17 protein-coding genes and 1 tRNA gene are annotated in these 24,947 nt (G+C 72.3%); 11 read left to right on the top strand and 7 right to left on the bottom strand.

Annotated features, from left to right (window positions below; all coding sequences use genetic code 11):
- Positions 1-6: 6 nt before the first annotated feature.
- Together MMA15_RS06575 and MMA15_RS06570 are read left to right on the top strand one after the other, a co-directional pair.
- Positions 7-2,706 (top strand): phosphoribosyltransferase, encoded by a 2,700-nt coding sequence (locus MMA15_RS06575; protein ID WP_372498324.1) that lies wholly within the window; start codon positions 7-9, stop codon positions 2,704-2,706.
- 134 nt (positions 2,707-2,840) lie between these two features.
- Entirely contained in the window at positions 2,841-3,626 is a 786-nt protein-coding gene (locus MMA15_RS06570; protein ID WP_241063043.1) for an HAD family hydrolase, read from the top strand.
- 151 nt (positions 3,627-3,777) lie between these two features.
- On the opposite strand, the gene MMA15_RS06565 is transcribed toward MMA15_RS06570, so the two are convergent.
- The gene (locus tag MMA15_RS06565) at positions 3,778-4,479 is read right to left on the bottom strand and encodes a rhodanese-like domain-containing protein (RefSeq protein WP_241063042.1); all 702 of its coding nucleotides are present in this window, start codon (positions 4,477-4,479) and stop codon (positions 3,778-3,780) included.
- Between the two features lie 425 nt (positions 4,480-4,904).
- Between MMA15_RS06565 and MMA15_RS06560 the strand changes: the two genes are divergently transcribed.
- The gene (locus MMA15_RS06560) at positions 4,905-7,733 is read left to right on the top strand and encodes an SAM-dependent methyltransferase (protein ID WP_241058126.1); all 2,829 of its coding nucleotides are present in this window, start codon (positions 4,905-4,907) and stop codon (positions 7,731-7,733) included.
- A 29-nt stretch (positions 7,734-7,762) separates the two neighbouring features.
- Here MMA15_RS06560 and MMA15_RS06555 read toward each other — a convergent pair whose 3' ends face one another.
- The gene (locus tag MMA15_RS06555; protein WP_241058125.1) at positions 7,763-7,990 is read right to left on the bottom strand and encodes an FmdB family zinc ribbon protein; all 228 of its coding nucleotides are present in this window, start codon (positions 7,988-7,990) and stop codon (positions 7,763-7,765) included.
- A 208-nt stretch (positions 7,991-8,198) separates the two neighbouring features.
- Positions 8,199-9,452 carry a coiled-coil domain-containing protein gene (locus MMA15_RS06550; RefSeq protein WP_241058124.1) on the bottom strand — a complete coding sequence of 418 codons (1,254 nt, stop codon included), beginning with the start codon at positions 9,450-9,452 and terminating at the stop codon, positions 8,199-8,201.
- 268 nt (positions 9,453-9,720) lie between these two features.
- Here MMA15_RS06550 and MMA15_RS06545 point away from each other — a divergent pair.
- Positions 9,721-9,792: transfer RNA gene (locus MMA15_RS06545), tRNA-Val, on the top strand.
- Positions 9,793-10,098: 306 nt separating this feature from the next.
- On the opposite strand, the gene MMA15_RS06540 is transcribed toward MMA15_RS06545, so the two are convergent.
- The gene (locus MMA15_RS06540) at positions 10,099-11,094 is read right to left on the bottom strand and encodes an ArsR/SmtB family transcription factor (RefSeq protein ID WP_241058123.1); all 996 of its coding nucleotides are present in this window, start codon (positions 11,092-11,094) and stop codon (positions 10,099-10,101) included.
- Between the two features lie 364 nt (positions 11,095-11,458).
- On the opposite strand from MMA15_RS06540, the gene MMA15_RS06535 reads away from it, so the two are divergent.
- The 3 genes from MMA15_RS06535 to MMA15_RS06525 all read left to right on the top strand — a co-directional run bounded on the left by MMA15_RS06535 (position 11,459) and on the right by MMA15_RS06525 (position 14,701).
- The gene (locus MMA15_RS06535) at positions 11,459-12,442 is read left to right on the top strand and encodes an alpha/beta hydrolase (protein ID WP_241058122.1); all 984 of its coding nucleotides are present in this window, start codon (positions 11,459-11,461) and stop codon (positions 12,440-12,442) included.
- Between the two features lie 357 nt (positions 12,443-12,799).
- Positions 12,800-13,399, top strand: a complete 600-nt coding sequence (locus MMA15_RS06530) for a hypothetical protein (RefSeq protein ID WP_241063041.1) — start codon at positions 12,800-12,802, stop codon at positions 13,397-13,399.
- A gap of 222 nt (positions 13,400-13,621) precedes the next feature.
- Positions 13,622-14,701, top strand: coding sequence for a chitinase (locus MMA15_RS06525; RefSeq protein ID WP_241058120.1), 1,080 nt, complete (start codon positions 13,622-13,624; stop codon positions 14,699-14,701).
- Positions 14,702-14,793: 92 nt separating this feature from the next.
- Here the strand turns inward: MMA15_RS06525 and MMA15_RS06520 are convergent, their stop codons facing one another.
- The 3 genes from MMA15_RS06520 to MMA15_RS06510 all read right to left on the bottom strand — a co-directional run bounded on the left by MMA15_RS06520 (position 14,794) and on the right by MMA15_RS06510 (position 19,469).
- Positions 14,794-15,471 carry a DedA family protein gene (locus MMA15_RS06520; RefSeq protein ID WP_241058116.1) on the bottom strand — a complete coding sequence of 226 codons (678 nt, stop codon included), beginning with the start codon at positions 15,469-15,471 and terminating at the stop codon, positions 14,794-14,796.
- A 283-nt stretch (positions 15,472-15,754) separates the two neighbouring features.
- Positions 15,755-17,662, bottom strand: a complete 1,908-nt coding sequence (locus MMA15_RS06515; protein ID WP_241058114.1) for an alkaline phosphatase D family protein — start codon at positions 17,660-17,662, stop codon at positions 15,755-15,757.
- A 1,132-nt stretch (positions 17,663-18,794) separates the two neighbouring features.
- The gene (locus MMA15_RS06510; RefSeq protein WP_241058111.1) at positions 18,795-19,469 is read right to left on the bottom strand and encodes an HNH endonuclease family protein; all 675 of its coding nucleotides are present in this window, start codon (positions 19,467-19,469) and stop codon (positions 18,795-18,797) included.
- Positions 19,470-20,081: 612 nt separating this feature from the next.
- Between MMA15_RS06510 and MMA15_RS06505 the strand changes: the two genes are divergently transcribed.
- The 4 genes from MMA15_RS06505 (at position 20,082) to MMA15_RS06490 (ending at position 24,726) form a co-directional block, all read left to right on the top strand.
- On the top strand, positions 20,082-20,963 hold the full coding sequence (locus tag MMA15_RS06505) for an ABC transporter permease (RefSeq protein ID WP_241058109.1): 882 nt from the start codon (positions 20,082-20,084) through the stop codon (positions 20,961-20,963).
- Positions 20,964-21,318: 355 nt separating this feature from the next.
- Positions 21,319-21,918 (top strand): TMEM165/GDT1 family protein, encoded by a 600-nt coding sequence (locus tag MMA15_RS06500; RefSeq protein ID WP_241058107.1) that lies wholly within the window; start codon positions 21,319-21,321, stop codon positions 21,916-21,918.
- Positions 21,919-22,240: 322 nt separating this feature from the next.
- Complete coding sequence (locus MMA15_RS06495; RefSeq protein ID WP_241058105.1) at positions 22,241-23,356, top strand: hypothetical protein; 1,116 nt, start codon at positions 22,241-22,243, stop codon at positions 23,354-23,356.
- A 431-nt stretch (positions 23,357-23,787) separates the two neighbouring features.
- Positions 23,788-24,726 (top strand): peptidoglycan-binding protein, encoded by a 939-nt coding sequence (locus MMA15_RS06490; RefSeq protein WP_241058103.1) that lies wholly within the window; start codon positions 23,788-23,790, stop codon positions 24,724-24,726.
- The last annotated feature ends 221 nt before the right edge of the window (positions 24,727-24,947 follow it).

Genomic DNA, 24,947 nt, shown 5'->3' with positions numbered 1-24,947 from the left:
GATCCGATGCGTGACCCGGCGAGTGATGCGGTGCGCGATCCGGTGAGTGACGTGCTGAGCGACCCGGTGGGCGAACCGGCGGGCGCCGCGAACGATCCGGTGCGCGGTGCGTCCGCGGCGGACGGAGTGTGGTCCGGCGATTGGGTCGCGAAGCGGCTCGATGTGACGCTGACCGGCGACGGCCTGCGTGAACTGACCGGCCTCGCCCTGCGGCGCAACCCCAAGCGTGCCCATCTGCTGGTCTCGCTCGTCCTCGGCAAGCATGTGCCGGAACGTCCCGGCACCGTCTATGGCGTGGGCCTCCGGCTGGGCCGCCGCGTACGCGCGCTGCTGGGCGACTCCCTCGCGGACGCCGCGGTCGTCCTCGGCTACGCGGAGACGGCCACCGCCCTGGGGCACAGCGTCGCCGACGGCATCGGCGGCGTCACATACATGCACTCGACGCGGCGGCCCGTGCCGGGAGTCGCCACCGCCGGCGGCTTCGAGGAGGAGCACAGCCACGCGACTTCCCATCTGCTGCTCCCGGAGGACCCGGCACTGCTGGAGGGGGACGGCCCGCTCGTGCTCGTGGACGACGAGTTCTCCACAGGCCGTACGGTGCGCAACACCATCTCCGCGCTGCACCGGCGCAGCCCCCGTGAGCGCTATGTGGTCGTGGCCCTCACCGATATGCGCTCGGCCGACGACGCGGCGGCACTGGAGAAGTCCGCCGCCGAACTGGGCGCCCGCGTCGATGTGGTGGCGCTCGCCCGGGGCCGGGTCTCGCTGCCGCACGATGTGCTGGAGCGCGGCCGTCGCCTCGTGGCGGAGGCCGGGGCGCAGGGGGGCGGCGGGGCGGAGGCCGATGCCCCGCCGGAGAAGGCTCGGGCCGCGCCCGCGCCGACGCGGGTGGACCTCGGCTGGCCCCCGCACCTTCCTGACGGGGGCAGACACGGCTTCACCGCCGCACACCGCGCCCGGCTGGACGCCGCGCTGCCAGGCATGGCCGCTCGCCTGGCGTCCGCGCTGAGCGACGCGGGCCTGCCCGCCGCCGGTGTGCGAGAGCGCGCCGAGCGCCGCGACGGCAGCGGGGGCCGCACTCCGCGCGTACTGGTGCTGGGCTGCGAGGAGTTGATGTACGTACCGCTGCGTCTCGCCGCCGCCCTGGAGGAACGGCTCGGAGCGCGGGCGGAGGTGCGCTTCTCCACGACGACGCGTTCGCCGGTGCTCGCGCTGGACGACCCGTCGTACGCCGTACGTACGTGCCTGACCTTCCCCGCGCACGACGAGCCGGCGCCGGACGGCGCCGCGGACGGCGCCCGTGCCGGAAGCGGTACCGGCACCGTCCTTGCCGGAGGCGGCACCGGAGTCCTTGCCGACTGCCGCTACGCCTACAACGTCGCCCCCGGCCGCGACCCGGGCCGCCGCTTCGACGCCGTCGTCGTCGTGACCGACTCCACCGCCGACACCCCGGCACTCCACGCCGCCGGCGGTCTGCTGGACCGGCTGCGCGAGCACACCGGCAGCGTCCTGCTCGCCCCTGTCCCCTCCTACCGCCCGCTGCCTCAGCCCCTGCGCGGCCCCGCCTTCTCGTCGTACGCGCCCGACGAGGTGGGCTGGCTGCTCCAGGACCTCTCGGACGTCGAGTTGGAGGCCCCCACGGAGGAGCGCGAGGAGGCGATCCAGAGCGGCGGCGCCCACTACGCGGAGTCGCTGCCCGTCGAATACCAGCCGAGCCCGGAGTACGAACGCCTCTTCCACCAGGCCCTGGAGGTCTCCGCCGGCCGGGTAGCCCGCGCCGTGGGCGCCGTGACGGAGACGGTCATCGCCGAACGGGCAGTGCGCGGCACCGGCCGTCCCGTGCTGGTGTCGCTCGCCCGCGCGGGCACGCCCGTAGGCGTACTGATGCGGCGCTGGGCGCAGCGGGCCCATGGGCTCGATCTGCCGCACTACGCCGTGTCCATCGTGCGCGGACGCGGAATCGACGCCAACGCCCTGCGCTGGATCGCCTCCCACCACGACCCGGCCGACGTCGTCTTCGTCGACGGCTGGACGGGCAAGGGCGCGATCACCCGCGAACTCGCCGATGCGCTGGCGCAGTCGGGGGTGCGGTCGGAGTTCGCGGCGTTCGATCCGGAGATCGCGGTGCTGGCCGACCCGGGCGGCTGTGTGCGCACCTACGGCACTCGGGAGGACTTCCTCATACCCTCGGCCTGTCTCAACTCGACTGTCTCCGGGCTGATTTCGCGCACCGTGCTACGTGCCGACCTCGTCGGTCCGCATGACTACCACGGCGCCAAGTGCTACCGGGCGCTTGCCGAATCCGACGTCTCCGGCCGCTTCCTGGACGCGATCACGGGCCGCTTCGGAGAGGTCGCCGCGGGGGCAGCCGAGGACGCCGCCGCGCTGCTCGCGTCCGACGACCGGGAGCCGACGTGGTCGGGCAAGCGTGCGGTGGAACGGATAAGCGAGGAGTACGGCATAGGCGACGTCAATCTCGTGAAGCCCGGAGTCGGTGAGACGACGCGGGTGATGCTGCGGCGGGTGCCGTGGCGGGTGCTGACGCGGCAGGGCGCGGGCCGTGACCTCGATCATGTGCGGCTGCTGGCGGAGCAGCGCGGCGTACCGGTGGAGGAGACGGACGGGCTTCCGTACAGCTGTGTGGGGCTGATCCATCCCCGCTATACGCGAGGTGCCACGGGCGCGGACGGCAGGAGCACCCGATGACCGGGACCGGGACGACCGGGAGCAGCGCCAGGACCGGGAGCGGGAACGGCGGCGCGCGCACTCGCGGCCTTCCGCTTCTCGCCGCCGACCTCGACCGCACGCTGATCTACTCGGCGGCGGCCCTCGGCCTGGACATGCCGGACGGCGAGGCGCCGCGGCTGCTCTGCGTGGAGGTCTACGAGGGCAGGCCGCTGTCGTTCATGACGGAGACGGCCGCCCGGCTGCTGGCGGAGACGGCCGGAGCGGCGGGGGAGCCCACAAGGACGCCGCCCGGCCAGGAGCGCTGTGTCTTCGTGCCGGCCACCACCAGGACCCCGGAGCAGTACCGGCGAGTGCGCCTTCCCGGTGGCCCGCCGCGCTACGCGGTGTGCGCCAACGGCGGGCATCTGCTGGTCGACGGCGAGTCCGACCCGGAGTGGCACGAACACGTGCGTCGTCGACTGGCCGCCTGTGCCCCGCTGGACGAGGTCAGCGAGCGTCTGCGTACGTCGTCGGCGGAGGGCGACTGGGTGCTCAAACGACGCGTCGCGGACGGCCTGTTCGCCTACCTGGTCGTCGACCGGGAACGGCTGCCGACGACCTGGGTGAAGGAGCTGGCGGCGTGGGCGGCGCCACGCGGCTGGACGGTCTCGCTCCAGGGCCGGAAGCTCTACGCCGTGCCGGGGTCGCTGACGAAGAGCGCGGCTGTCGCCGAGGTCGCCCGTCGCACGGGAGCGACCCGGATACACGCCGCGGGCGACTCGCTGCTCGACGCGGACATGCTGCTCGCGGCTGACGGCGGCTGGATTCCCGGCCATGGGGAGCTGGCCGGCAGCGGCTGGCGCGCCGCCCATGTCACCGCGCTCGCGGAGCGCGGCGTGGCGGCGGGGGAGCGGATCGTGGGCGAGATGCACGCGCTGGCGGCGGCGACCGGGGCCTGACCGAGACCGACCGCTGCACGCCCGTTGGCATCGCCCCGTCAACACCGCCCCGTCAACACCGCCGCGTTCAAGCGCCCCTGCTCATGCGCCCCGCTCAACGATCCCTGGAAGCAAGAGGGTTGGCGATGCCTGCTCAGCCCGTACGGTCCGCTCAGCCCTTCCGTTCCGTGGCACCGGACCGCTCCGTCAACGTGGCGAGTGTGGCGTCCAGTCCCGAGTCGGCGGTCTGACGGCGGTTGTACGGAAGCTTCGAGAGCACCGCTGCCATGCCGCAGGTGTTGCTGAGCGCGGAGAAGACCAGCCCGCCGCCGATCAGGAACGAAAGGACACGGAACCCCGGTACCGCCAGGTCGGCCAGCAGCCCGAGCAGTACCAACGAGCCTGCCGCGAGCCTGACTTGGCGCTCCATCGGCCATACGGCGCGTGCGCCCGGGGTGCGTGCGAGCCGGTGGCCGGCGGCGGCCCAGGCGTCGGTGCCGCCGTCGAGGGAGACCGCGGCGATCCCCTGGCTCATGAGCCGGTCGCGGGCGGTGGCGGAACGCGCTCCGGAGCCGCAGACCACGACCAGCCCCTCCGCCTGTGCTGCTGCTTCCGGCCCCTCTGCCCCTTCCGGTCCGTCCGGTCCAACCGGCCCATCGCGTCCGTCCGGCACGTCCGTCCCTTCCGCTTCGGGGCTCTTCCTCGCGGCGGCCGTACGCAGCGCGGGCAGGGCCTCGTCGAGGCGGTCCAGGGGGATGTTGAACGCTCCGGGGATGTGCCCCGCTCCGTACTCGCCGGGCGTACGTACGTCGATGACGGTGCTGCTCTCCAACCGGCGCGAGAGCGTGCCGACGGTGAACGGAGCGGAGGGCACGCCAGGCACGGAGGGCACGGAGGGGGAGGCGGGAGCGGAGGGCGAGGCGGGAGCGGAGTGAGAGGGCACAGCGAGTCCTTACGGTCGGTCTCTGCGGTTCGGTTCTGATCGTGACCCTTCGAAACTGACCGGCTGAACAGCGTGCCGGACGGAGGTATTCCGGAAGGGGCCCGTCCCGGGCCGCCGTAACCGGCCTGTCGTCGCGCCGCAACAACCGGGCATCGCTGGGCATCGCGGATCAGTTGCCGGTCCACTGCCGGTCCACTGCCGGTCCGCCGCCCGGCAATTCGCCCGTTCGTGCCAGCCGCCCCCGCCGCGAGCGTTCCCCGGCAGCGACCCTGTTTCCCGGCGGCGAGGCCCCTGCGGCGCCCGCCGCGGCGCCCTCCCGAGGTGCGCGGCGCGTTGCCCGGGACGACTCTGGAGCCATGTTGACGCTGGGCCACCTGACCGAGGGTGCGCCGCCGCTGCTGCGGTGGGCCAGCCTGGGCGACGCCCCCGACGACCCGGGCAGGGTGGTGGAGAGGATCACGCACTGCGGCCCGGACGGCCCGCCCGTGGGCGAACGTACGGAACGGGTGCTGATCGTCACGTCCGCCGACGGCGACCTGGAGTGGGTACGGCTACGTGCGGAGGACGCGGCGGGCGTGGTCCTCTGCGGCGTGCCCGGGGCACCGGGCGCAGCGGACTCGTCGCCCCCACCGGGCGGTACTCCGCGATCCGGCAGCGGACCAGCCACCGGCGCAGGCGGCACCGGCGGCGCCCCGCCCCCCGGAGGAACCGGGGCGGCCCCCACGGGAGCCGCCCCCAGCGGCCCCCTCGTTCTCGGCGAGACCGGCGAGATCCCCGACTGCGGCCTCGTCCCCGTCCTCACGCCCTTGATCCCCGGCGGCCCCGTAAGAGTCGCGGAGGCCCTCATGGGCGCCCAGATCGCGGAACTCAAGTCCGAGGTGCGCCAGGTCGAGACGTACGCCAACGTCGCCGCACACGCGATGGCCGAGGGCGGCGGCCCCCAGGGCGTACTGGAGTGGGTCTCCCGGGAGGCCGGTGCACGGGTGGAGGTCGTCGAGGGCCACCGCGAGCAGGACTGGCCCCCGGAGGTCGCCAGACAGACACCGCTGCTGCGTGAGCTGGTGCGGGGCCGCGAGCACGGTCCGGTCAGGGCCAGCGCTCACGGCCGCTACGTGGAGGTGTGGCCGGTGGGCGTCGGACCCCCGCACCGGCTGCTGATCGCCTCCCGCGACGAACCCTGGGGCGGGCGCGGCCGGTTCGGCCTGGAGCAGGTCGCCGTGATGGTGGCGGGGCTGCTGAGGGAGGAGGAGGTCACCGAGCGAGAGCGCAGGCTGCACGCGGCCGTGCAGGCGGCGCGGACCTCGGCGTTCCAGTACCTGATGGTGGGCGATGTGACGTCCGCGGGCCGCGCAGTGGAACCGCTGGCACCCGGCCTGATGGCCGCGGGCGTCGTACAGGTCGCCGTGGTGGAGCAGGCGCCCGGCGAGGACCGCGAGGAGGTGGCGGCTGAGGTCGAGGAGACGTTGCAGTGGGCGCGGGCGCTGATGGTGCTCTGCCCCGTGGACGACAGCCAGATCATCGTCATCTGGGACGGTGCGCAGGCACCGGTGCAGACCGTGCTGGAGCCCGTCGCCGAAGCCGACCCGGACCGCGCCGTGGGAGTCAGCGGACGCGGCCCCCTCGAACACGCAGCGCGCCTGTACGGTGCGGCGGCCGACAGCGTGGAGGCGGCCCGCCGCACACCCGGCGGCGTCGCCGTCCACGACGGGCGCCCGCCCCTCGCGGAACTGCTGGACGCCTCGGCCCGAGCGTGGGCCCGCGCCCTGCTGTCCCCTCTGGAACGCAACCTCGCCGCCGTCGAGCGTCGGCGCCTGCTGGAGGTGTGCAGCGCGGGCATCGCCATGGGCGCCCAGGGCGCCGGCCAGCTTCTGGGCCTGCACCGCGACACCGTCACCTCGCGGCTCGACGAACTGACCGCACGCGTCGGCCTTGACCGCGCGCTCCTGGGCGACCGGGCGAAACTGGACCTGGCGATGCGGCTGGCGGACCTTCCCCCGCCGGTGCCGGGCACCGCGCCCGTGGGCGGCGTACGTCAGGTGCTCGACCGGGAGGCCGCCTCGATGTGGGGAAACGGCGTGCTGTCCGGGCTCTCACCGAGGCTGCTGTCCGCCCTGACGACCTGGGTGCACCACGAACTGGACATGGAGGAGACCGCCGAGGAGCTGGGCATCTCCGACACCACGCTCGCCGGCTGGCTGCGCGAGGCGGGAACTCTCACGCATCTGCCGCTCCGCAAGGACAGACCCGGCGCCGTACACGAACTGCTGTGGGCGCTCTACACCACCGGCCGGGTCCGCCCCTCCGCCGTCACGGGCAGCGAGGACGAGGTCGAGCGCACCGGACGGCCCCCCTCCGGGGAGGACAGGTTCCCCACCACGACCGTCCATGGTCAGCCCCGCACCGACGAGCCCCACCCCGCGCGCCTCTACGACTACTTCCTCGGCGGCCGTACGAACTTCGCCGCCGACCGGATCGCCGCCCAGCACACCGTCGAGGCGGCACCGTCCGTCGCCGTCATGGCCCGGGAGAACCGGGCCTTCATGCTCCGCGCGGTACGTCATCTCGCCGGGAAGGCCGGGGTACGGCAGTTCCTCGACCTCGGCTCCGGCATCCCCACCGAGCCCAATCTCCATCAGGTCGCGCAGGCCGAGGCCCCCGCGTCCCGTGTGGTCTACGTCGACGACGACCCCGTCGTACACGCCCACGCACAGGCCCTGCTGCCCGGCAGCCCCCTGGGCCGTACGGCGTTCCTCAGGGCCGACGCCGCCGATCCCGCCCGCGTGCTGGCCTCCTCCGAGGTCCGCGACGGGCTGGACCTCGACCAGCCGGTGGCGCTCTCACTCGTCGGGCTGCTGCCGTTCGTCGCCGACGACCGCGAGGCGCAGGAGATGATCCGCGGCTTCGTCGCCGCGCTGGCCCCGGGCAGCTTCCTCACGATCTCCCACCTCACCGGCGACTTCGGCCCCGAGGCGGCGGATGAGGTGTGCGACCAGTACGAGTCACTCACCGGCGTACGTCTCGAACCCCGAAGCCGTACGCGGGTTGCGGCGCTGCTCAACGGACTCGACGTCGTCGAACCCGGGATCGTTGCCGTGCACCGCTGGCGCTCGGGCCGCGCCGAGGGCGATCTGGCCGAGGAGGACGCGCGGGTGGGGTCCTACGGGGCGGTCGCCCGCGTCCGATAGCAGCACTCACGGACCGGGCGGGGCGGTGGTCAGCCGCAGCAGCCGCCACCGCAGCAGCCGCCTCCACCGCCCGCGGGCGCGGCGCCCGCCGCAGGCGAGGTCGCGGCGGAGGAACCGCCGACGGCCACCGTCGACAGCAGCTTCACGGTGTCCGCGTGTCCGCGCGGGCAGTCGGCAGGCGCCCCGGACTCCCCCATGGGGCGGGACAGTTCGAACTGCGTGTCGCACTCACGGCAGCGGTACTCGTATCGCGGCATGCCCCGATGCTATCCGGCGCAAGTCCGCGGCAGCGACGGGCAGGTGGCACCGCGGACCGGCACGAGCCCGGCACGAGTACGGCACGAGTACGGCACGAGTACGGGACCGGCCGCGTACGGGACCGGTACGAGCGCGAGGTCCGGCTGCGAGCCGCAACAACAGCCGTGAGAGCCGTACCGGTCGAGCCGCAGGAGCAGCACGCCCCGGTCAATGTCCCGCGGCCCGCTGCTCCCGGATCTGCTCGACCACCCGCTGGACCGTCTCCTTCACCGCGTCCAGCTCCGTCAGCAGACGCCAGTAGTCCGGATGACGGCCGGTCAGCCCCGCCACCGCCCGGTCGACCCGCGCGACGGCGTCGTCGAGCGGCCCCGCGTGCCTCGGGTCGGGAGTGCTGCGGCCCGCCATCGCCAGCCGCTGTGCGTCACGGATCGCGAAGCGCGTCTGCTCGACTTCCTTCGTGTGATCGAAGGAGACCTCGTTGAGCCGCTGAAGACGGTCGTTCGCCGACTTCACCGACTCGTCGGCGGAGTTCAGCAGCGCCCTCACCGTCGAGAGCTGCGACGTGGCGTCCGCCCAGCGCTGCTCGTCACGCGCCTTGCGGCCCTCCGCCAGCTTCTCCTCCGCCTGCCTCACGGAACGTGCCGCCTGCTCCGGCACGTGCTGGAGGTCCTGCCAGCACGCCGCGCTGAACCGGCGGCGCAGCTCGCTGAGCACCGGCTCCACCTGAGCCGCCCTGGTGTGCAGCGCCTGCGCACGCGTACGCAGCGACGCGAGCCGCTTGTCGATCTCCTTGACCCGCTCGGGCAGACGCCGGGCCTCGTCGCGTACGGTCTCCGCCTCCCGCACGACGCGTTCCGCGCGGCGCAGCGTGTCCTGCACGCCATGGCGCCCGGCGCCCTCGTTGAGCTTGGTCAGCTCGGGGGACAGCGCGGCGAGGCGGCCGGCGAGGTCGTCGGCCTTGAGGCCGGAGTCGCGGGCGGCGTCGAGCGCGTTCGACGCGGCGAGCAGCCCCTGCTTGGCCCGCTCGACGGAGGGCGCGAGCCGGGCGAGCTGAGTCTCGGCCTGCGACAGCAGCGGCCCGAGGCTCTCCCCGAACCTCGTCAGCTCTCCCCGGACCCGCTCCAGCTCCTGGCGCGCGCGGTCCAGCTCGGCCCGTGCGCGGGCGGCAGCACCCGGGTCGAGATCGTCCCGGTCCAGGTCGTGGGCGTCCACGACGGAGATGTACTCCTGGCTGACCTGGTCGATGCGGGTGCCGAAGTCGGCGAAGTCGGAGACCGCCTTGCGTGCGGCGGGGGAGTCGTCGACGGCGTTCAGCGTCTCGATGGAGATACGCAGATCGCGCTGGGCGGTGTCCAGTTCGTAGAAGGCGGCAGCGGCGGCGTCCTTGGCCGCCTGCGCGTCCGCACGCTGATGTTCCGCACGGGCGCCGCCCCAGCCCCAGCGGCGGGTGCCGCCGTTCATAGCCGCCACCGAACCTCTCCCCGCGTCCCCACGTCCCGCATCAGCGATCGCCGGTCATTGTCCCACCCTGTGCCAACGAACACACGAGCCAGTTCGTTCAACGATACGTGCAAACGGCACCGAGGAGATCACGGCCGGTCACGCCCGATCACGGCTGACGACGACCGTCTGCCCGCGGCCGGCGGCCCCGCCAGCCGTCGCCCCCGTGAGCGGCGGCGCACGGTTTGCGCCCACGGTGGCGGAACAAGGTAGTCTGTGGGCTCGTTCGGGGCGCATAGCTCAGCGGTAGAGCGCTTGCCTTACAAGCAAGATGTCACTGGTTCGATCCCAGTTGTGCCCACTCCGTAAGCACAGGCCGGGCCCCCTTCAAATGATCACGAAGGGGGCCCGGCCTGTGCCGGCCGACCGGCTGCGTGTGCCCCGTGCGGAGGGGCCCGGGTGAGCCCGGGGCTACGCCGACTGCCGTCGCGGTCTTGCGTGTTCGCCCCGTCGGTGGCCCCGTCCCCGCAGCGATCGGCCGTCGAAGGCGCGCACTCTGCCGAGGTCGAACGACGCGCGACAGGTACGCGCGGTCCCCTCGGGCGCAGCGCAGACCGCCGCGGGAAGAGAAGCGGGCGTCCCGCCTCCGTTCCGTCGCGGCATCGGCTCAGCGTCCGAGTAGCTGCCGGCTCACCGCGGTCAGCCGGTGCACCACATGCGTACCCGCGCGCTCGCTGCGTACGAGACCTGCGTCGCGCAGCACCTTCAGATGGCCGCTGACGGTGGAGGCCGGCATGTTCAGACGGGCGGCGACCGAGCCTGTGGTGAAGGTGGCGGTCAGGGCGGCGAGCACACGGGCTCGGCCGGTGCCGAGCAGGGCGGCGAGCGCGGCCGAGGGACGGGCGGCGATGCCGGGCTCCTCGGGCTGGCGGCGGACGGGACAGACCACCACCGGCGGCAGGTTGGGATCGGCGATCGCGATCGGCCTGGTGTGGCAGAAGAAGGACAGGACCAGCCTCAGGCCGCGGCCCTTGAGATGCAGGTCCTGATCCACCGGGTAGGGCGCGGTGAGCACGGGCTCGCGCCACACGAAGGGCGTCAGCCTGGTGAGCACCCCTTCTATACCCGCCTCCAGCGCCTCCAGCCGCCAGGCCCGGTCCGCGGCTATGGTCGCCTCGACCTCGCTCCAGTCCGGCACGATCAGCCGGGTGTGGAACTCGTGCACGGCGTCGGCGACGCTGCCGAGCAGCGTACGGTCGCCGGCCGCGAGCCGCCGGGTCCACGAAGGCAGCGGACGGTAGCGGGCGGCTTCGCGAAGTTCGCGGGCGAGGCGGGCTCCGGGCGTGGCACGCAGCGTGGACAGTGCCGCCGCCAGCCCCTCCTCCGATTCCGTGGGGGTCAGGAAGTCCGGGAAGTACGCGGCGTCCGCCGGTGCCAGGTCGCTCAACAGGCGGCAGGCCGAACGCAGTTCGCTGCCGGACCCGCCGCGCAGCCGCTCTCGTGCGCGCCGCCGCCATGGCCGCAGCCGCGCGGGGAGACCGGCAGGGGACGTGGTGAGCACGTGCAGTCCCAGGATCGCCTCCCACATCGGGTCGGCGGACCTGGCGAGCTGGACGTGCCGGAAGTCCCGGTCGGTGAAGTGGATGCGCAGGGCTCCGGCCATGGCAGCGAGATTAACCCCCGTACCAGCCTGGGGATTTCGGGTCAGCCGGAATCGGTCGCGGTCGCCGCCGGGACGCGTTCCTACGCTGAGCCTCCATGACGACGAGGCCCTCCGACGGGGGCACGGGGTGCGTCGTGTGGGGTCCCGGCGGGCGGCGTTTCAGTCGTGCCCGGCCGTGCCCGGCCGCGACCGGCGTAGCTCCCGCCCGCCCTCGCTGCCGCCCCCGGCCTGCCCCGCTCCAGGTGGGCTGCGCACAAGGGCGAGGTGAGGAGCCGAGTCGTCTCCGGGACGCCGAGGGCGGCCAGTTCTCACGGCCCCGGGTCCAAGGACACCCACCAGCGAGCAACTTCCCCAGGAGGTCGTGATGACCGAGCAGAAACTCACCCGCAGACGCCTTCTGCTGGCCGGCGGAGGTCTCTCCGCCGCGCTGGCTCTCGGCGGAGCAGGCGTCCTCGCGACGGCGTCGACGGCCCAGGCGGCCGAGGACGGCTTCGGCCTGAGGATCGTGGAACGCAACGAGAGCGATCCCCGTATGTGGTACTACCGCTTCGCTACGGACGCGATCGGCTGGAACCCCGCCGTGAACGTGCTGCTCCCCGACGACTACGGGTCCGGCGGACGCAGGTATCCCGTCCTCTACCTGCTGCACGGCGGCATGGGCGACTTCCGTTCGTTCGACGGGCTGAAGATCCGCGAACTGACCGCGGGCAAGCCCGTCATCGTCGTGATGCCGGACGGAGGCGGCGCGGGCTGGTACACGAACCCGGCCCACTCCAACACTGGCCCCAGGAAGTGGGAGACCTTCCACATCGAGCAGCTACTCCCGTGGATCGACGCCAACTTCCGTACGCACGCGGAGCAGAACGGCCGCGCTGTCGCCGGGTTCTCCATGGGCGGCTTCGGCGCGCTGAAGTACGCGCTCAAGCACGGGGACCGGTTCGCGTCCGTGAGCGCCCACTCCGGTCCGCCGAGCCTTCGCCGTGACGCGGGGCTCGTCGTGCACTGGGCCAACGTGAGTTCCGCGGCGGTGGAGTTGGCCGGCGGCACGATGTACGGGGCGCCGAAGTGGGACGAGGCGAAGGTCACCGCCGACAACCCGTGCGAGAACGTGGAGAAGTACCGGGACAAGCGGATCTTCATGGTCGCGGGCACCAGCCCCGACCCCGTCAACTGGTTCGACACGGTCAACGAGACGGAAGTCCTCGCCGGGCAGCGGGAGTTCCGCGATCTCCTCGGCAAGGCGGGCATCCAGCACGAGTGGCACGAGGAGCCCGGCGGCCACATCTTCCGTGGGGACATGTTCAGCCGCGACCTCGACGGCATGATCGAGCGGCTCCGCAAGGCATAGGGGGCCGGTCGGCCGGGCGCCGTGTGAGGGGAGCCGGTCCGCGCGGTGGGCCGCAGCCGTGCCGCACCGTGGACAGCAGCCGTGCCGACGCGGCGGGCGGCTCCCGGCTCCCCTCCTCGGACCTCCGCGGACGCATCCGCGGCGGGGTCCATGTCTGCGAATCCGGCCAGGCCCCGGGCGAGTGAGCGCCGTACCGGCAGCACGAGGGCGCGGCAACGACGCCTGACGGAGCCGTCGCCGCCCTTATCCGTGCGGGAACCGGCGGTCCCGCCGTCGGCGTCTTCGGAAGGTCTCCGCCGCGTGCGGAGGCCGACGACCGACGGGGGACGACCGCTCAGAGGGGAACGTGACGTGGGGATGCGTAAGGCGCACAGGGCTGGCCTGGCGGGGCTGGCGGTGGCCGGGCTGCTGGCGACGGGGTACGGCTCGGCGCAGGGCGTCGCCGCCGAGGACGGCGGAAAGGCGGAACGGCAGGGGGCCGGCGTACGGCATGAACCGGCAGCCGAGGCGGCGGCGGGCGACTACGAGTCGGTGCTCGAACTCGGCGACGGCCGCAAGGTACACGCACGCCTGGTGAAGGGCACCGGAGTGCAGGAGCGCCATCAGGCCGCGGGCGGCGGTGAGTGGAGCAAGTGGAAGACGCTCTACAAGACGAAGACCGACCTGTGCCAGGGCGTCGATCTCGCCGAACGCGAGGGCACGGTCACCCTCATCGCCGACTTCGGCCTCTACTGCTCGGACGGTGAGCCACCGACCGAGTCCGTCGCCGGGGTCGGCACGGGCGATCTGACCGACTGGGACGTCGACGTCACCGAGGACTTCGACGGCTGGCAGGACACGTCCATCAACGACGACGGCAGCAGGGTCGTCTTCCTCTACGACAGCGACGCCGGGCTCTACACGCTGCGCTGGGAGCGGAGCGAGGGCTTCGGGGAGATCGACCGCCCCGGGGACTGACGCTCGATTCACCGACCGGGAGCGGGCGGGACCGGGGCGGGCCCCGACTCCCCGTCGGATCAGGGGAGTTCGTGGCCCCCCGTCCCGGCTGGCCGGGCAGGGGGGGCGGGACACGCCGGAGCACGGATCGTGGGACCTGCGGTCCGGTGTGGCCACCATCTCGGCATGACAGTGGCGCCGGTCCGGCGCCGTCGGCCGGGATGAGGGAGCGGGATCAGCCGAATGAGAACACCTTCCAGGCTCCGGACACCCGGCGGCACCCGGCGGTTCGTCGTCGGCGGCCGCACGCTCGCCGTCCTGGCGCTGGCCTCGGCCACGCTCGGCACGGCGGTTCCGGCGGCGCCCGGCACGTCCGCGCACGCGGCGCACACCGCGCCCGCCGACGCCCGCTCGCGCTCTCGTGACGTGCCGCGGCCCGCGCCGGTCTCCGTCGCCCCGTACCTCTCGCTCGGCTGGGGCGACCCGCCCGACCCGGCGAAGGTGATGGCGGCGACGGGCGTACGGCGGTTCTCGCTCGCCTTCGTACTCAGCGGCGGCGAGTGCGAGCCGCGCTGGGACGGCCGACGGCCGCTGCTGGGCGGGGCCGACGCCCGTACCGTACGGGCGGTGCGCAGGGCGGGCGGCGACGTCGTGGCGTCTCTCGGCGGCGGGGCGGGGCACAAGCTGGAGCAGAGCTGCCCCGGCGCGGGGGAGCTGGCGGCCGCCTACCGGAAGGTGATCGACGCGTACCGGCTGAAGGCGATCGACGTCGACATCGAGATGAGCGCGTACGACAGCGCGAAGGTGCAGCGGAAGACCCTCGGCGCTCTACGCCGCGTCAAGAAGTCGCATCCCGGTGTGGCCGTCTACGTCACGCTGCCCAGCGACCGCTCGGGGCCCGGCAGTTCGCTCATCCGCAGGGCGGCGCGGGCGGGGGTGGAGCCGGACGCGTGGAGCGTCATGCCGTTCTCGTTCGTACCGTCGGCGAAGGGCGAGGACATGGGCCGCATCAGCAACCGCGCGGTGGACGGGCTCAAGGACCGGCTGAAGGACGCCTACGGCTATACGGAACGCGAGGCGTATGCGCGCAGCGGCGTCTCCTCGATGAACGGGATCACCGGGGAGGGCGAGACGATCACCGTGGAGGACTTCCGTGCCATCGCGGCCCACGCACGCAAGCACCGGCTCGGCAGGCTCGCCTTCTGGTCCGTCAACCGCGACCGGCCCTGCGGGGACCGGCCCTACCCGGCGGAGGACTCCTGCTCGGGGGTGCGGCAGAGGCCTTGGCAGTACACGAAATCGCTGGCGCGGTACGGACGTTGAGGCCGGGTCTCCGCCCCTTTCGAGCCCTACGCGCCCTACGCGCCCTACGCGCCCAACGCGTCCAACGAACCTTCGAGCCCTACGTGCCAGCCCTACGTGGCGGAGCGCGCGGTGCGGCGCCGGCGGGCGGGGTCGTCGGCCTTGCGCCGCAGGGCGTACGCGGCCAGCGTGCCGAAGGTGAACAGCGCCAGCACGGAGACCGCCGTACCGAGCCATGTCGCGCCCAGCCAGCGGCCCCCGAAGTAGCCGAGGCTCACGCTGTACGCGGCCCACATGACTCCCGCCAGCGCCGACCACGGCAGGAACTCCTTGGCGCGGCGGTGTGCCGCACCCGCCGTGAGGCTGACCACCGAGCGTCCCGCGGGCGCGAACCGGGCCAGCACCACCAGTGCGCCCCCGCCGCCCGCGAGCGCCTGGCCGAGCTTCTCCTGAGCCAGCTTCAGACGGCGCGAACGGGACAGTGCACGGTCGAAGCGGGGGCCGCCGCGCCGCGCCATGCGGTACGCGACGAGGTCGCCGGCCACCGAGGCGGTGGCCGCGCACAACACGAGGGCGACGATCTCCGGGAGCGGCGCGGACTCGGCGGCGTGGCGGGCGTGGCTGGGCAGATCGGCGGCGTCGGCAGCGGTGGTGCCGGCGAAGGCGGTGGCCGCCGCGACGACGAGCACCCCGCTCGGCAGTACCGGAACGAACACATCCAGCAGTACGGAGGTCGCGATCACCCCGTAAAGCCACGGGGATCCGGTCACAGACCCCAGGATCTCCAGCACCGTCGTCCCCGTTTCTCTCCCGGTCGCTGCGCTGCTCCGTACGTATCGAGCCCGTCCGTCTCAAGTCAGGGATCGAGTGAAGATTCGCTACAGCGTACGCCCGCATGTGACGGAGGAGGCTGCTGAGACGTGCGGGATCGATCTCGGTCCTGTCTCGGGGCGATAACGGATCTTGGGGGAGATCGGCCAGGGTCACGGAAGCGGAACCGACGCCGCGTCACCCGCGGCACCAGGCGCGTCACTGCCCCCCTGACGGGCCCGCGGCGCGGAGCCTCACGGGTGATCAACTTCCGCTGTGCGGCGGCCCTTCGGGGGCGGGTGCCGACGCGGACTGTGTGCCGACGAGCGTTCGCCGTAGCACTCGTTCCAGACGCGAACGGCTGCCGGGCTCGGGGCGGGGCGTCAGGCCGGGCTCGACACCCGGCAGGGGAGCGGGGCCCGAGTCGCGGACGCCTCCCGGGCCTTCCGTGCCTTCGGGGACCGGCCGCGCCTGTTCCAGCAGCAGCTCCGCCGAACGGCCGCGCAGCCGCAGCGTCATGAGCTGGTTGCCGAACCAAGGGCCACCGGAGCGCTTCCACTTGACCGCTGGACGCCCCGTACGGCCGTGCCGTGCCAGCGCACGGCCGAGCGCCCGCCCGGCACGGCTCCAGCCGAAGCGGAACCCCGCGCGCATGACGGCGGGGATGCTGTTGTGCATGGGCGAGCAAGTGAGCTGTACGACACGGGAGTTCACGGGGCGCGGGAAGCGGGGCTCGCTGATGTACGCGTGATGCACGTCCCCGGACAGCACGCACACCGTCGAGGGCGCCCCGTGTGCGCCCGCCACCTCCTCGACGAGTTCGCTCAGCGCCTCGAACGACTGCGGATACGCCGCCCAGTGCTCCAAGTCCGCGGCACGGCGCATCCGTTCGCCGACGCGGGCCCAGCGTTCGCCGCGTACGCCACGGCACAGGGCGGCGTTCCACATCTCGGCGTCATGGATCGCGGGCGGCAGCAGCCATGGCAGGGATGTGCCGAGGAGTAGATGGTCGAAGCCGGGGGTGCCGGTGTCGGCGCCGGTGTCGGCGCCCGTGCCGGGAGTCGAGGCTGCGCCGCCGCCGGGTCCGTGCTCGTCGTCCGGGTGGTGCGGCTGCGGCGGGCGGTGCGGGGGAGCGGGCGCCTCCGGGCCCGTACCGGTGAGCATCTGTTCACGCAGCCACGCCATCTCCTGCTTGCCGAGCATCGCCCGCTGCTGCTCGTCCAGAACGCGCGCCGCGCGGGTGTCGACGATCAGCATGCGCACCCTGCCCAGGTCGCGGCGGTAACTCCAGCGCGCCACATCGGGGTTCGCGTCCGCGCGTTCCACGAACTCGCGCAGCGCGGCCGTGCCGTCGTCGGTCTCCCGTACGGCTGCGAACACCGAGTCCTCCGCCAGCTCGCCCGGAGAGAGATTGCCGAGGTGCTGGTATACCCAGTACGACGCGAGCCCGCCCAGAATCCTCTCGCGCCACCAACTCGTCGCACGCATCTCGCTGCGCCAGGACTCGCTGGTGTTCCAGTCGTCTATCACGTCGTGATCGTCGAAGATCATCAGGCTCGGAACGGTCGACAGCAGCCAGCGTACCTCCGGGTCCGTCCAGGACTCGTCGTAGAGGAGCGTGTACTCGTCGAAGTCCGCGACCTGGTTCCACGGCGGCTGCGACAGGTCGCGTCTCGCGGCGAGCTTCTCCCTCACGGCCTCGGAGGTCTCGTCCGCGTAGACCTGGTCGCCGAGGAGCAGCAGGACGTCGGGGCGTTCGCCGCCCGCGATGGCGCGCTGGGCGAGGGCGTCGAGCGCGTCGGGGCCGACGGGGTCGTGGGAGCTGGCCGACGGGCGTGCGGCCCAGCGGCACGACCCGAAGGCAACGTCGACCGAGCCCGTGCCGGGAGCGGGAGTATGGATCGTGCTCGGCGGCAGCGCCGAGCCGGGAAGAGGCCACACTTCGGTGCCGTCGAGAGCGATGCGGTATGCGGTCTCGGTACCGGGTTCGAGACCGACGACGGTGATCAGGGCGTAGTGATGCCCCGCGATCTGCCATGTGCGGGCGCTGCCGCCGGCGCTTCCGGGGGCACAGCGGACCTCGGCCTCGCAGGGCCCGTCGGTCTCGATCCAGATCGTCGCCGTGTCCTCGTCGACGTAACGCAGCAGCGGTCCAAGGCGCAGCCTGCCCATGGAGTTCTCCCTCCGTCGCCGTGCACGCTACGGAACGACCAGGGCAATGGGCGAGTTTCCGATGGGGAAAGTGGTGCTGTTGTGTGCGTGCGTGCGTGCGTGCGTGGGTGCGTGGGTGCGAGCGTGCGTGGGCTGGGGCGGGCGTGAGTGGGTGGGGCGGGCGGCGGTCTCTCGGGAGAGCGGTGTTTCGCGGGGTGAGCGGTGCTCCACTCCGAGAGCAGCCGTCGACGGAGAGGTGTTACGGGGCGAGAGCAGTGCTCTATCGGGAGATCAGGGCTTCGCTGGGTGAGTGGCGCTCTTGCTGGTGAGCGGTGCTCCATCCCGAGAGCAGCCGCTGATGGGGAGGTTCTCAGAGGCAGAGGCGAGAGCGAGAGGCGAGAGGCGAGAGCGGCGCTCTATGGGGAGAGCAGTGCTCCACCTGGAGAGCATTCGTTGCCGGTGTGCGTGCGCTGCTTCCGTTGAGGAGCGGTGCTCCGCCTGGAGAGCAGCCCTTCCCGGTGCGTGCGCCGCTTCCGTTGAGGAGCAGTGCTCACAACCACCGGGCGCGGGGCGGTGCTTCGCGTCGACGGGGCGGTGCTTCGCGTCGAGTGCGCCTATCGCGTGGCAGAGCAGTGCTTCGTCATGAGAGCAGCGCTCCGCAGGGGTCCCGGGGCGGAGGGCCGAATGCGGTGCTCTGAAGGGGGAGCGGTGCTCACGACAGCTCCCGGAGCAGCGCTTCATCGCGAGAGCAGCGCTCTCCCCGCCCCTCCCCCCGCCCCCGTCCCGCCTCGCAGCCCTGAGAGGCACTACCTCCGAGAGCAGAAAAGAGCACTGCTCCGGACACCCGCTGACGCCAATCTCCCTCTGGCGCCCCTCCGTTGAGGAACGAGTTCCGGAGCAGTGCTCTCAGTGCTTCGACACCGTCGGCCCGGCCCGGCCCGGCTCAACCGCGACCGGGGCCGACAGGGTCCGAATTCACACGACCCGGTCCGACCAGGACAGGCGCGTCCGAACCGGCGGGATTCAACCCGCTGTTCGGCAGCGGCCGGCGTCGGCCCCTAGAAGCCGACGCCGACGGCCCCTACGACCCGGCGCCGACGCCGACCCTGGAGCCCGGAGCCGGCGCCCATGACGCCGAGTTCGGCTCGCACGCCTACGAGCAGGTGCCGAGGGCTTCGCTCAGGGCGCTCTTCTCGGCCGAGTCCGCGGTCATGTCGTAGGTGTCCTTCACCCAGACCCACATGCGGGCGTAGGTGCAGTGGAAGTCCTCGTTGGGCGGCATCCACTCGGCGGGGTCCTGGTCGCTCTTCGACTGGTTCACGTTGTCGGTGACGGCGAGCAGTTGCGAGATCTTCAGGTCGTTGGCGAGTTGCTCGCGCTTGTCCTGGGTCCAGTCGCTGGCGCCGGAGGTCCATGCCTCGGCGAGCGGCACCATGTGGTCGATGTCGACATCGGAGGGGTCGGTCCACTTCCCTCCGTCGTAGGGGCTGGTCCAAGTCCCGCTCGTCGGGTAGCAGTCGCTGCCCGTCTCCACGCCTTCGCCGTCCCGCTTGAGCACGGCCTCGCGGGTGTCGCACCCGTCGCCCTGGTCGCTCCAGTGCGGGAACTTCTCGCGGTCGTAGCCGTCCATGGAGCCCTCGGCCTGCTCGTTCAGCCCGTCGAGCATGGTCTTAGCCTCGGACGCGCTCGGCGGGGCCGGGGGTTCGGCCTGTGCGGGGGAGATGCCGGTGGTGAACAGCAGCAGGCCCGCGCAAGGAGCGGCGATTGCGGTAATAATGACCGACTTGCGTCGACGCGCGTAGAGCTTCGTGCGTATGCGCTTCTGCATACGAACTCCCTCGTTGTGGGGGGATATTGCGAGACGTGCGCCTCGTGTTAACTGATGGTGCCGATGACACGTTGCCGGGAGGCAGGCGTCAGGTAACAGCGTGACGACGTGTTCACGTCACATCAAGGCCCCGGTCACAACTCACCGCTGACCGTGGTCTTCACGCCCGCGTCCGGAGCGATTCCGGGTGCTGCCCGTCGCCTCCCTTCGCTGCCGCCACTCGTCTCGACTGCCTCTGCCTCCGTCCGCACGTCTTCGGGTGTTCTTCCCGCTGTCGCCCTCCGGTACCCAACTACCGCCACATCCCGTCCACTTGCGGCATATCCCGCTTATGTGTCCGATCCTCGTGCAAAGCGCCACGACCGTGGCATCCCACGCCGAGCACGGCACCCCGTCCCGGTGCACACCGTCGAAGTCCCATGCAGCCGCCCTGGTCCCCCCAGTCACGCGGGGCGCGCACGCGCACCCTCGACCTCCGCCGCCGACCTCCGCCCCGATCGCCAGCCGTCCTGTCTCAACTGCCCTGTCTCAACTGCCCTGTCCCAACCGTCCTGTCCCTCCCGGCCACCACCCGCCCACACCGTCCGGAGCCGCCCGCAGGGGGTCCTGCTCATGCTGTACGCCCCAGCCCAAGCCTCAACTCGGGGCCAAGCCTCGACTCAGGCCCATGCCCACGCCCACGCCCCGGCCGACGCCGACGCCCACGCCCAGGCCCAGGCCCTGCTCCCCCTCGACCGCACCCTCGGCGTGGTCCTGGCCGTCCTGCTGCTGGCCGCCGTCGGCGTCGCGGCCCTCGCGCGGCTCGACCACGACGACGGCCGCCCCTACGCACGCGCCCTCCTCACCGCGGGCCTGCGCGCCGCCGTCCAACTCGCCGCCGTCTCCGCGGTGATCGGCTGGGTCGTGGGCGCCGTACCGTCGTTGCTGGGGTTCGTAGGGCTGATGCTCGCGGTCGCCATACGTACCGCCGGGCGCCGCATCACGGACAACACCACCTGGCGCTGGGCGGCGGTCCCGATCGCGGCCGGCGTACTGCCCGTACTCGCGGTGCTGCTGCTCACCGGCCTCGTGCCGCTGCGCGGAATCGCGCTGATCCCCGTCGCGGGAATCCTCACGGGAGGCGCCCTCACCGCGACCGTGCTCGCCGGGCGACGCGCGCTGGAGGAGCTGGAGACCCGCAGGGGCGAGGTGGAGGCGGCGCTCGCGCTCGGCTTCCCGCTGCGCGAGGCCCGCCTGGAGATAGCGCGCCCAGCCGCGGCCGGTGCGCTGCTCCCGGGCCTCGACCAGACCCGCACCGTGGGACTCGTCACGCTTCCCGGCGCCTTCGTGGGCATGCTGCTGGGCGGTGCCTCGCCGGTGACGGCCGCCGCCGTGCAGCTGTTCGTCCTCGTAGCGCTGCTGCTGGTGCAGGTGGTGGCGGTGGCGGTCGTGCTGGAGCTGATCGCGTGCGACCGGATGCATCGTCTAGCCTTGCGCACTGCAGAAGGGGAGTAGCTCTTCGCCGGACCGTCGACATACCGGGCGGGCCCGGCCTGTGGCCGCCGCCGCTCACCGGGGCGGGCCACGGGTCTTACGGTCCGCCCCGGCGCCCGGAGCGCCGCGTCCCGGACACGCCGGCACGCACAGGCCGTACGAGCAGTACGACGAGGCCGTGTGCGGCGGCGCCCGTCCAAGGGCCTTGGCGCCAGCGAGACCTTCGGCCAGCAGTGTCCGTCGTCCGTCATGAACGTCGCGTACGCCGTGTGCATCGTGTGGATCACGCCCGTCTCGCGTCGCGTCATGTACGGCGCTGCCGTGCCGAAGCGTGCTCCGCGCCAGGCACGGCGGCCCTTCCCGGAGGTACCCGCCAGTGATCAGCCTCTCCGTCGCAGCCGTCGTCTTCGGCGTCGTCTTCCTCGCCGAACTCCCCGACAAGACGGCCCTGGCGGGCCTGATGCTGGGCACCCGCTACCGCGCCCCGCATGTCTTCGCGGGGGTCGCCGCCGCCTTCCTTCTGCATGTCGTACTCGCCGTCGCTGCCGGAAGCGTGCTGACGCTGCTGCCGCACCGCGTCGTACAGGCCGTGGTGGGTCTGCTCTTCCTCGGCGGTGCCGCGGTGTTGCTGCTGAAGAAGGACGAGGCGGAGGGCGAAGGGAAGAGCGAGGGACAGGCGGGTGCCCCGGCCGGCCCCTCGTTCTGGAAGGCGGCCGGGAGCGGGTTCACGCTCATCCTGGTGGCCGAGTTCGGCGATCTGACGCAGATCATGACCGCCAATCTCGCGGCCCGCTACGACGATCCCGTCTCGGTCGGCCTGGGGGCGGTGCTCGCGCTGTGGGCGGTGGCGGCCATCGGAATCCTGGGCGGGCGTACGCTGATGCGCTTCGTGCCGCTGCGGCTGATCACGAGGGTCGCGGCGCTGCTCATGATCGGTCTCGCGGCGTTCAGCCTGTACGAGGCGGCCACTGGCTGAGGTCGGCGGACGGTCACCGGCTGAGGGCGGCAGGCGCCCGCCTGAAGGTCCCCGGGCCCGCCGGACGTCGCGCATCTCGCGCGCCCGCGTGACCGCGTACTCCGGCGCATATACGTAGGCGCATACACGTAGCGGCATTGCCTGCGCAGCCGCGTTGCCTGCGCATCAACGGGTTCGCGTGCGCGGGCACTTCGGCCGCTCGCCGTCACTCGTACGCAGCGGTGCTCTACTCTGAGTCCCTTCCGCGAGCGCCCGCGTCGAGGCAGGACGGGGCGGAGGCGGGGAACTTCGGAAAACCACAAATCGGCAACGGGGGAAACCTGTGCGTGTTGACGGACGTGTAGGCAGAGCGGCGGGCGTGCTCGTACTGGCGCTGAGCGCGGCGGCGTGCGGCGCCGGCGGAGACGCCGCGGCCGGCGGGGACACGGGGGGCCAGAAGGACCAGAAGCAGGGGGCTCCCGCGCGTCCCGTGCCGGTGGAGAGCGCCAAACGCTCGGTCGTCTGGACCGACCTTCAGCATCAGTCGCACGAACTGCTGGCCGCCCCCAGCGAATTGGCGCGCGGTTCGGTCGCGGACCTGGAGAACGTACGGCTGGACCCGAAGTTGAAGGGGCTGGTGCCGTACTACCTCACCGTCTCCTACACGAATAAGGGCAAGACGAAACTTGAACGGCCCGCGCCCGAACGCGACTTCCTGATCGCCTCGGCCGACGGGCAGCCCGGAAAGCCGATATCCGTCTTCTCCTCGGCGCTTTCGCAGAACTCGGGTCTGCCGAAGGCATGTTCAAAGGGCGCCCCGCAGTCGCTGAAGCCGGGAGGCACGGCGACCGTGTGCCAGATCTTCATGATGTCCCCGGATCTGTCTCCCGCCGCCGTCTCCCACATCGGGCGCGACGCCGACGGCGACGAGAACGATCCGGTGATCTGGAAGGCGGGCAGCAGCGCCAGTGGCACGGGGAAGGACGAACTCCCCGCGGAAATGCTGCCGTTGAAGAAGTCCGCCCGTTCGGCCGTGCAGGACGCCAAGCAGCGCAATGTGAGGGTGGAGGCCGCGGCGCAGAGCATTCGACGCGGAAAGGTGGCCGATCTCAGCCGTTTCAAGCTGAGTTCGGACGAGAAGGGTCAGGTGCCCTACTACGTCACCGTCCGGTACCGCAATGCGGGTTCGCATGAACTGCTGCCGCAGATGAACCAGAAGACGGAACTGCGGGCGGTCAGCGGACGTGCGGCACGACGGCTGAATCTCATCGACTTCAGCGGCGAGGGCGTCGCCCAGTGCCCGGACGCGAAGCCCGACGGCCTGGTGAAACCCAAGGCGTCGGTGACCGAATGCTCCGTCTTCATGCTTCCCAGAACCGATTCCCCCGTGTCGCTCGTCTTCACCGGCGAGGGTTCCGCGGCGAAGACGGTCACCTGGCGGGTCCCGCGCGCCGAGTGACCGAGGAGGCTCCGGCGGAAAGTCCCACAGGCAGTCGTGCAAAGCAGTTCAGGGAGTGTTCGGGGAAGGGGCTCGCGAACTGCCTCTGCCGTAGGGAAGTTACGCATTCCGCCGCCACCTGCGGTTCTCTCGCCGCTCTCTACTCGTGGGCCTTCCCGGTGAGTTGCGTCATATCGCCGGGAAGGCCCATGGGGCAGGGTGCGTCGGAATGACTCTCGTCACCCTTCGCGCCTCATTTCGGACTGCGGTCGACCTCTCGCCCAGGCGCCACGTAAGGTGCACGACTGGACAGTCACTGGCGATTCGGGTGGCGTCGGTGCGTATTGGGCGCGGCGGCAAGACCCAGGGGAGGGGCCGGGATGACGGCGCATAGATGCTGCCCTGAGTGCGGTGCGGAGTTGGGGACCGGCGGGGGGAAGTTCTGTGGCTGCGTGGGCCCGTTCACGGCCGAGCACGTGGACCCGATGCACATACGTCCCTACGTCGATCTGCCGGAGCCCGAGGACGAGGGATCGCAGACGCCCGACCTCGAACCGTTCGCGCGCTGCGGTCAGGGAGAGACCGCCGAACTTCCCGTATTCAGCGCATACGAAGGCCAGTTGGAGCCCTCCGGACAGCAGGCGCCCGCGGCCTTCGGCGCCTGGAACCAGGAGGGCGGCCCCGATGTCGCTCCGGATGTCACCCCGCACGGACGCGGCCGTGCCCGCCGCAGGCGGCGCGTGCCCGCGAAGGCCGCGTTCGCCGCGGCCGGAGTCGTTGCGGCGCTGGGCGCGGGGCTGCTGACGACCCAGGCCCTCTCGGACGACGGCGGCAGCGGCGACGACCGCAGCCTCAGCACGGACGACACCGCGCTGCCCGACATCAGCGGCGGCCCGACCGAGGACCCGTCCCGTACGGAGAAGCGCTCCAAGAAGCCCTCCGGCGAGCAGACTTCACGTAAGGACTCGGCAAGTGCCCGCGCCGACCGCAACGGCGGCGAGCACACCGGACGCGGCTCCGCGCCCGCTCCCGTTCCTTCCTCCTCGACGCCCGGTACGCCCTCGGAGCCGGACGGGCGCGGCCGTGGCCACGGCGGCGGCTGGGGCGACCACGACGGTGACCGTGACCGTCCGCGGCCTCCGCAGGAGTCGACGCAGCCGGGCGGGGAGACGCTGCGGCCCGGCGACCGGGGGCCGGAGGTCACCGAATTGCAGCGCCGCCTCAAGCAGGCCGGTGCGCTGGACGAGGACGCACCCGAGGACGGCGTCTATTCGCGGGACGTGCAGCAGGCGGTCGCCCGGTTCCAGTCGTGGAACGACGTGCGCGGTGACGAATTCGGCGAGTACGGGCCGAACACGCGGCGGGCCCTGGAGTCCCAGACCTCCGGCTGAGCAGCGGCGGCCGGTCGGCCGGTCGGCCAGGCGGCGGAGCGCAGGGGCTGGGTCAGCTCCCCGGACGGTGGTTCCGTGCCGTCCTGCGTACAAGGCCCGCGGGCACGGGTGGCGTCACCCCGGTTCTCTTTGTATCGTGATGAAACAAAGTGGTTCCGCCCGTTCCCCCTGCGCCAGGCTGCCTGGCCCGCGGGTCCCCTGACCGGCGGGCGGGACCACCT

The organism is Streptomyces marispadix, from assembly GCF_022524345.1.
GTDB classification, from domain to species: Bacteria; Actinomycetota; Actinomycetes; order Streptomycetales; family Streptomycetaceae; genus Streptomyces; species Streptomyces marispadix.
Note: the sequence above shows the minus strand (reverse complement) of the source record. Positions and strands in the feature narration are given on the sequence as shown.

What these genes read in the sequence shown, in the direction of transcription:
- MMA15_RS06510 (WP_241058111.1), bottom strand. Translation starts at nt 19,469, where the DNA reads ATGCAGAAGCGCATACGCACGAAGCTCTACGCGCGTCGACGCAAGTCG.
- MMA15_RS06555 (WP_241058125.1), bottom strand. Translation starts at nt 7,990, where the DNA reads ATGCCGCGATACGAGTACCGCTGCCGTGAGTGCGACACGCAGTTCGAA.
- MMA15_RS06530 (WP_241063041.1), top strand. Translation starts at nt 12,800, where the DNA reads ATGCGTAAGGCGCACAGGGCTGGCCTGGCGGGGCTGGCGGTGGCCGGG.
- MMA15_RS06515 (WP_241058114.1), bottom strand. Translation starts at nt 17,662, where the DNA reads ATGGGCAGGCTGCGCCTTGGACCGCTGCTGCGTTACGTCGACGAGGAC.
- MMA15_RS06535 (WP_241058122.1), top strand. Translation starts at nt 11,459, where the DNA reads ATGACCGAGCAGAAACTCACCCGCAGACGCCTTCTGCTGGCCGGCGGA.
- MMA15_RS06570 (WP_241063043.1), top strand. Translation starts at nt 2,841, where the DNA reads ATGCCGGACGGCGAGGCGCCGCGGCTGCTCTGCGTGGAGGTCTACGAG.
- MMA15_RS06540 (WP_241058123.1), bottom strand. Translation starts at nt 11,094, where the DNA reads ATGGCCGGAGCCCTGCGCATCCACTTCACCGACCGGGACTTCCGGCAC.
- MMA15_RS06525 (WP_241058120.1), top strand. Translation starts at nt 13,622, where the DNA reads ATGAGAACACCTTCCAGGCTCCGGACACCCGGCGGCACCCGGCGGTTC.
- MMA15_RS06575 (WP_372498324.1), top strand. Translation starts at nt 7, where the DNA reads ATGCGTGACCCGGCGAGTGATGCGGTGCGCGATCCGGTGAGTGACGTG.
- MMA15_RS06560 (WP_241058126.1), top strand. Translation starts at nt 4,905, where the DNA reads ATGTTGACGCTGGGCCACCTGACCGAGGGTGCGCCGCCGCTGCTGCGG.
- MMA15_RS06505 (WP_241058109.1), top strand. Translation starts at nt 20,082, where the DNA reads ATGCTGTACGCCCCAGCCCAAGCCTCAACTCGGGGCCAAGCCTCGACT.
- MMA15_RS06550 (WP_241058124.1), bottom strand. Translation starts at nt 9,452, where the DNA reads ATGAACGGCGGCACCCGCCGCTGGGGCTGGGGCGGCGCCCGTGCGGAA.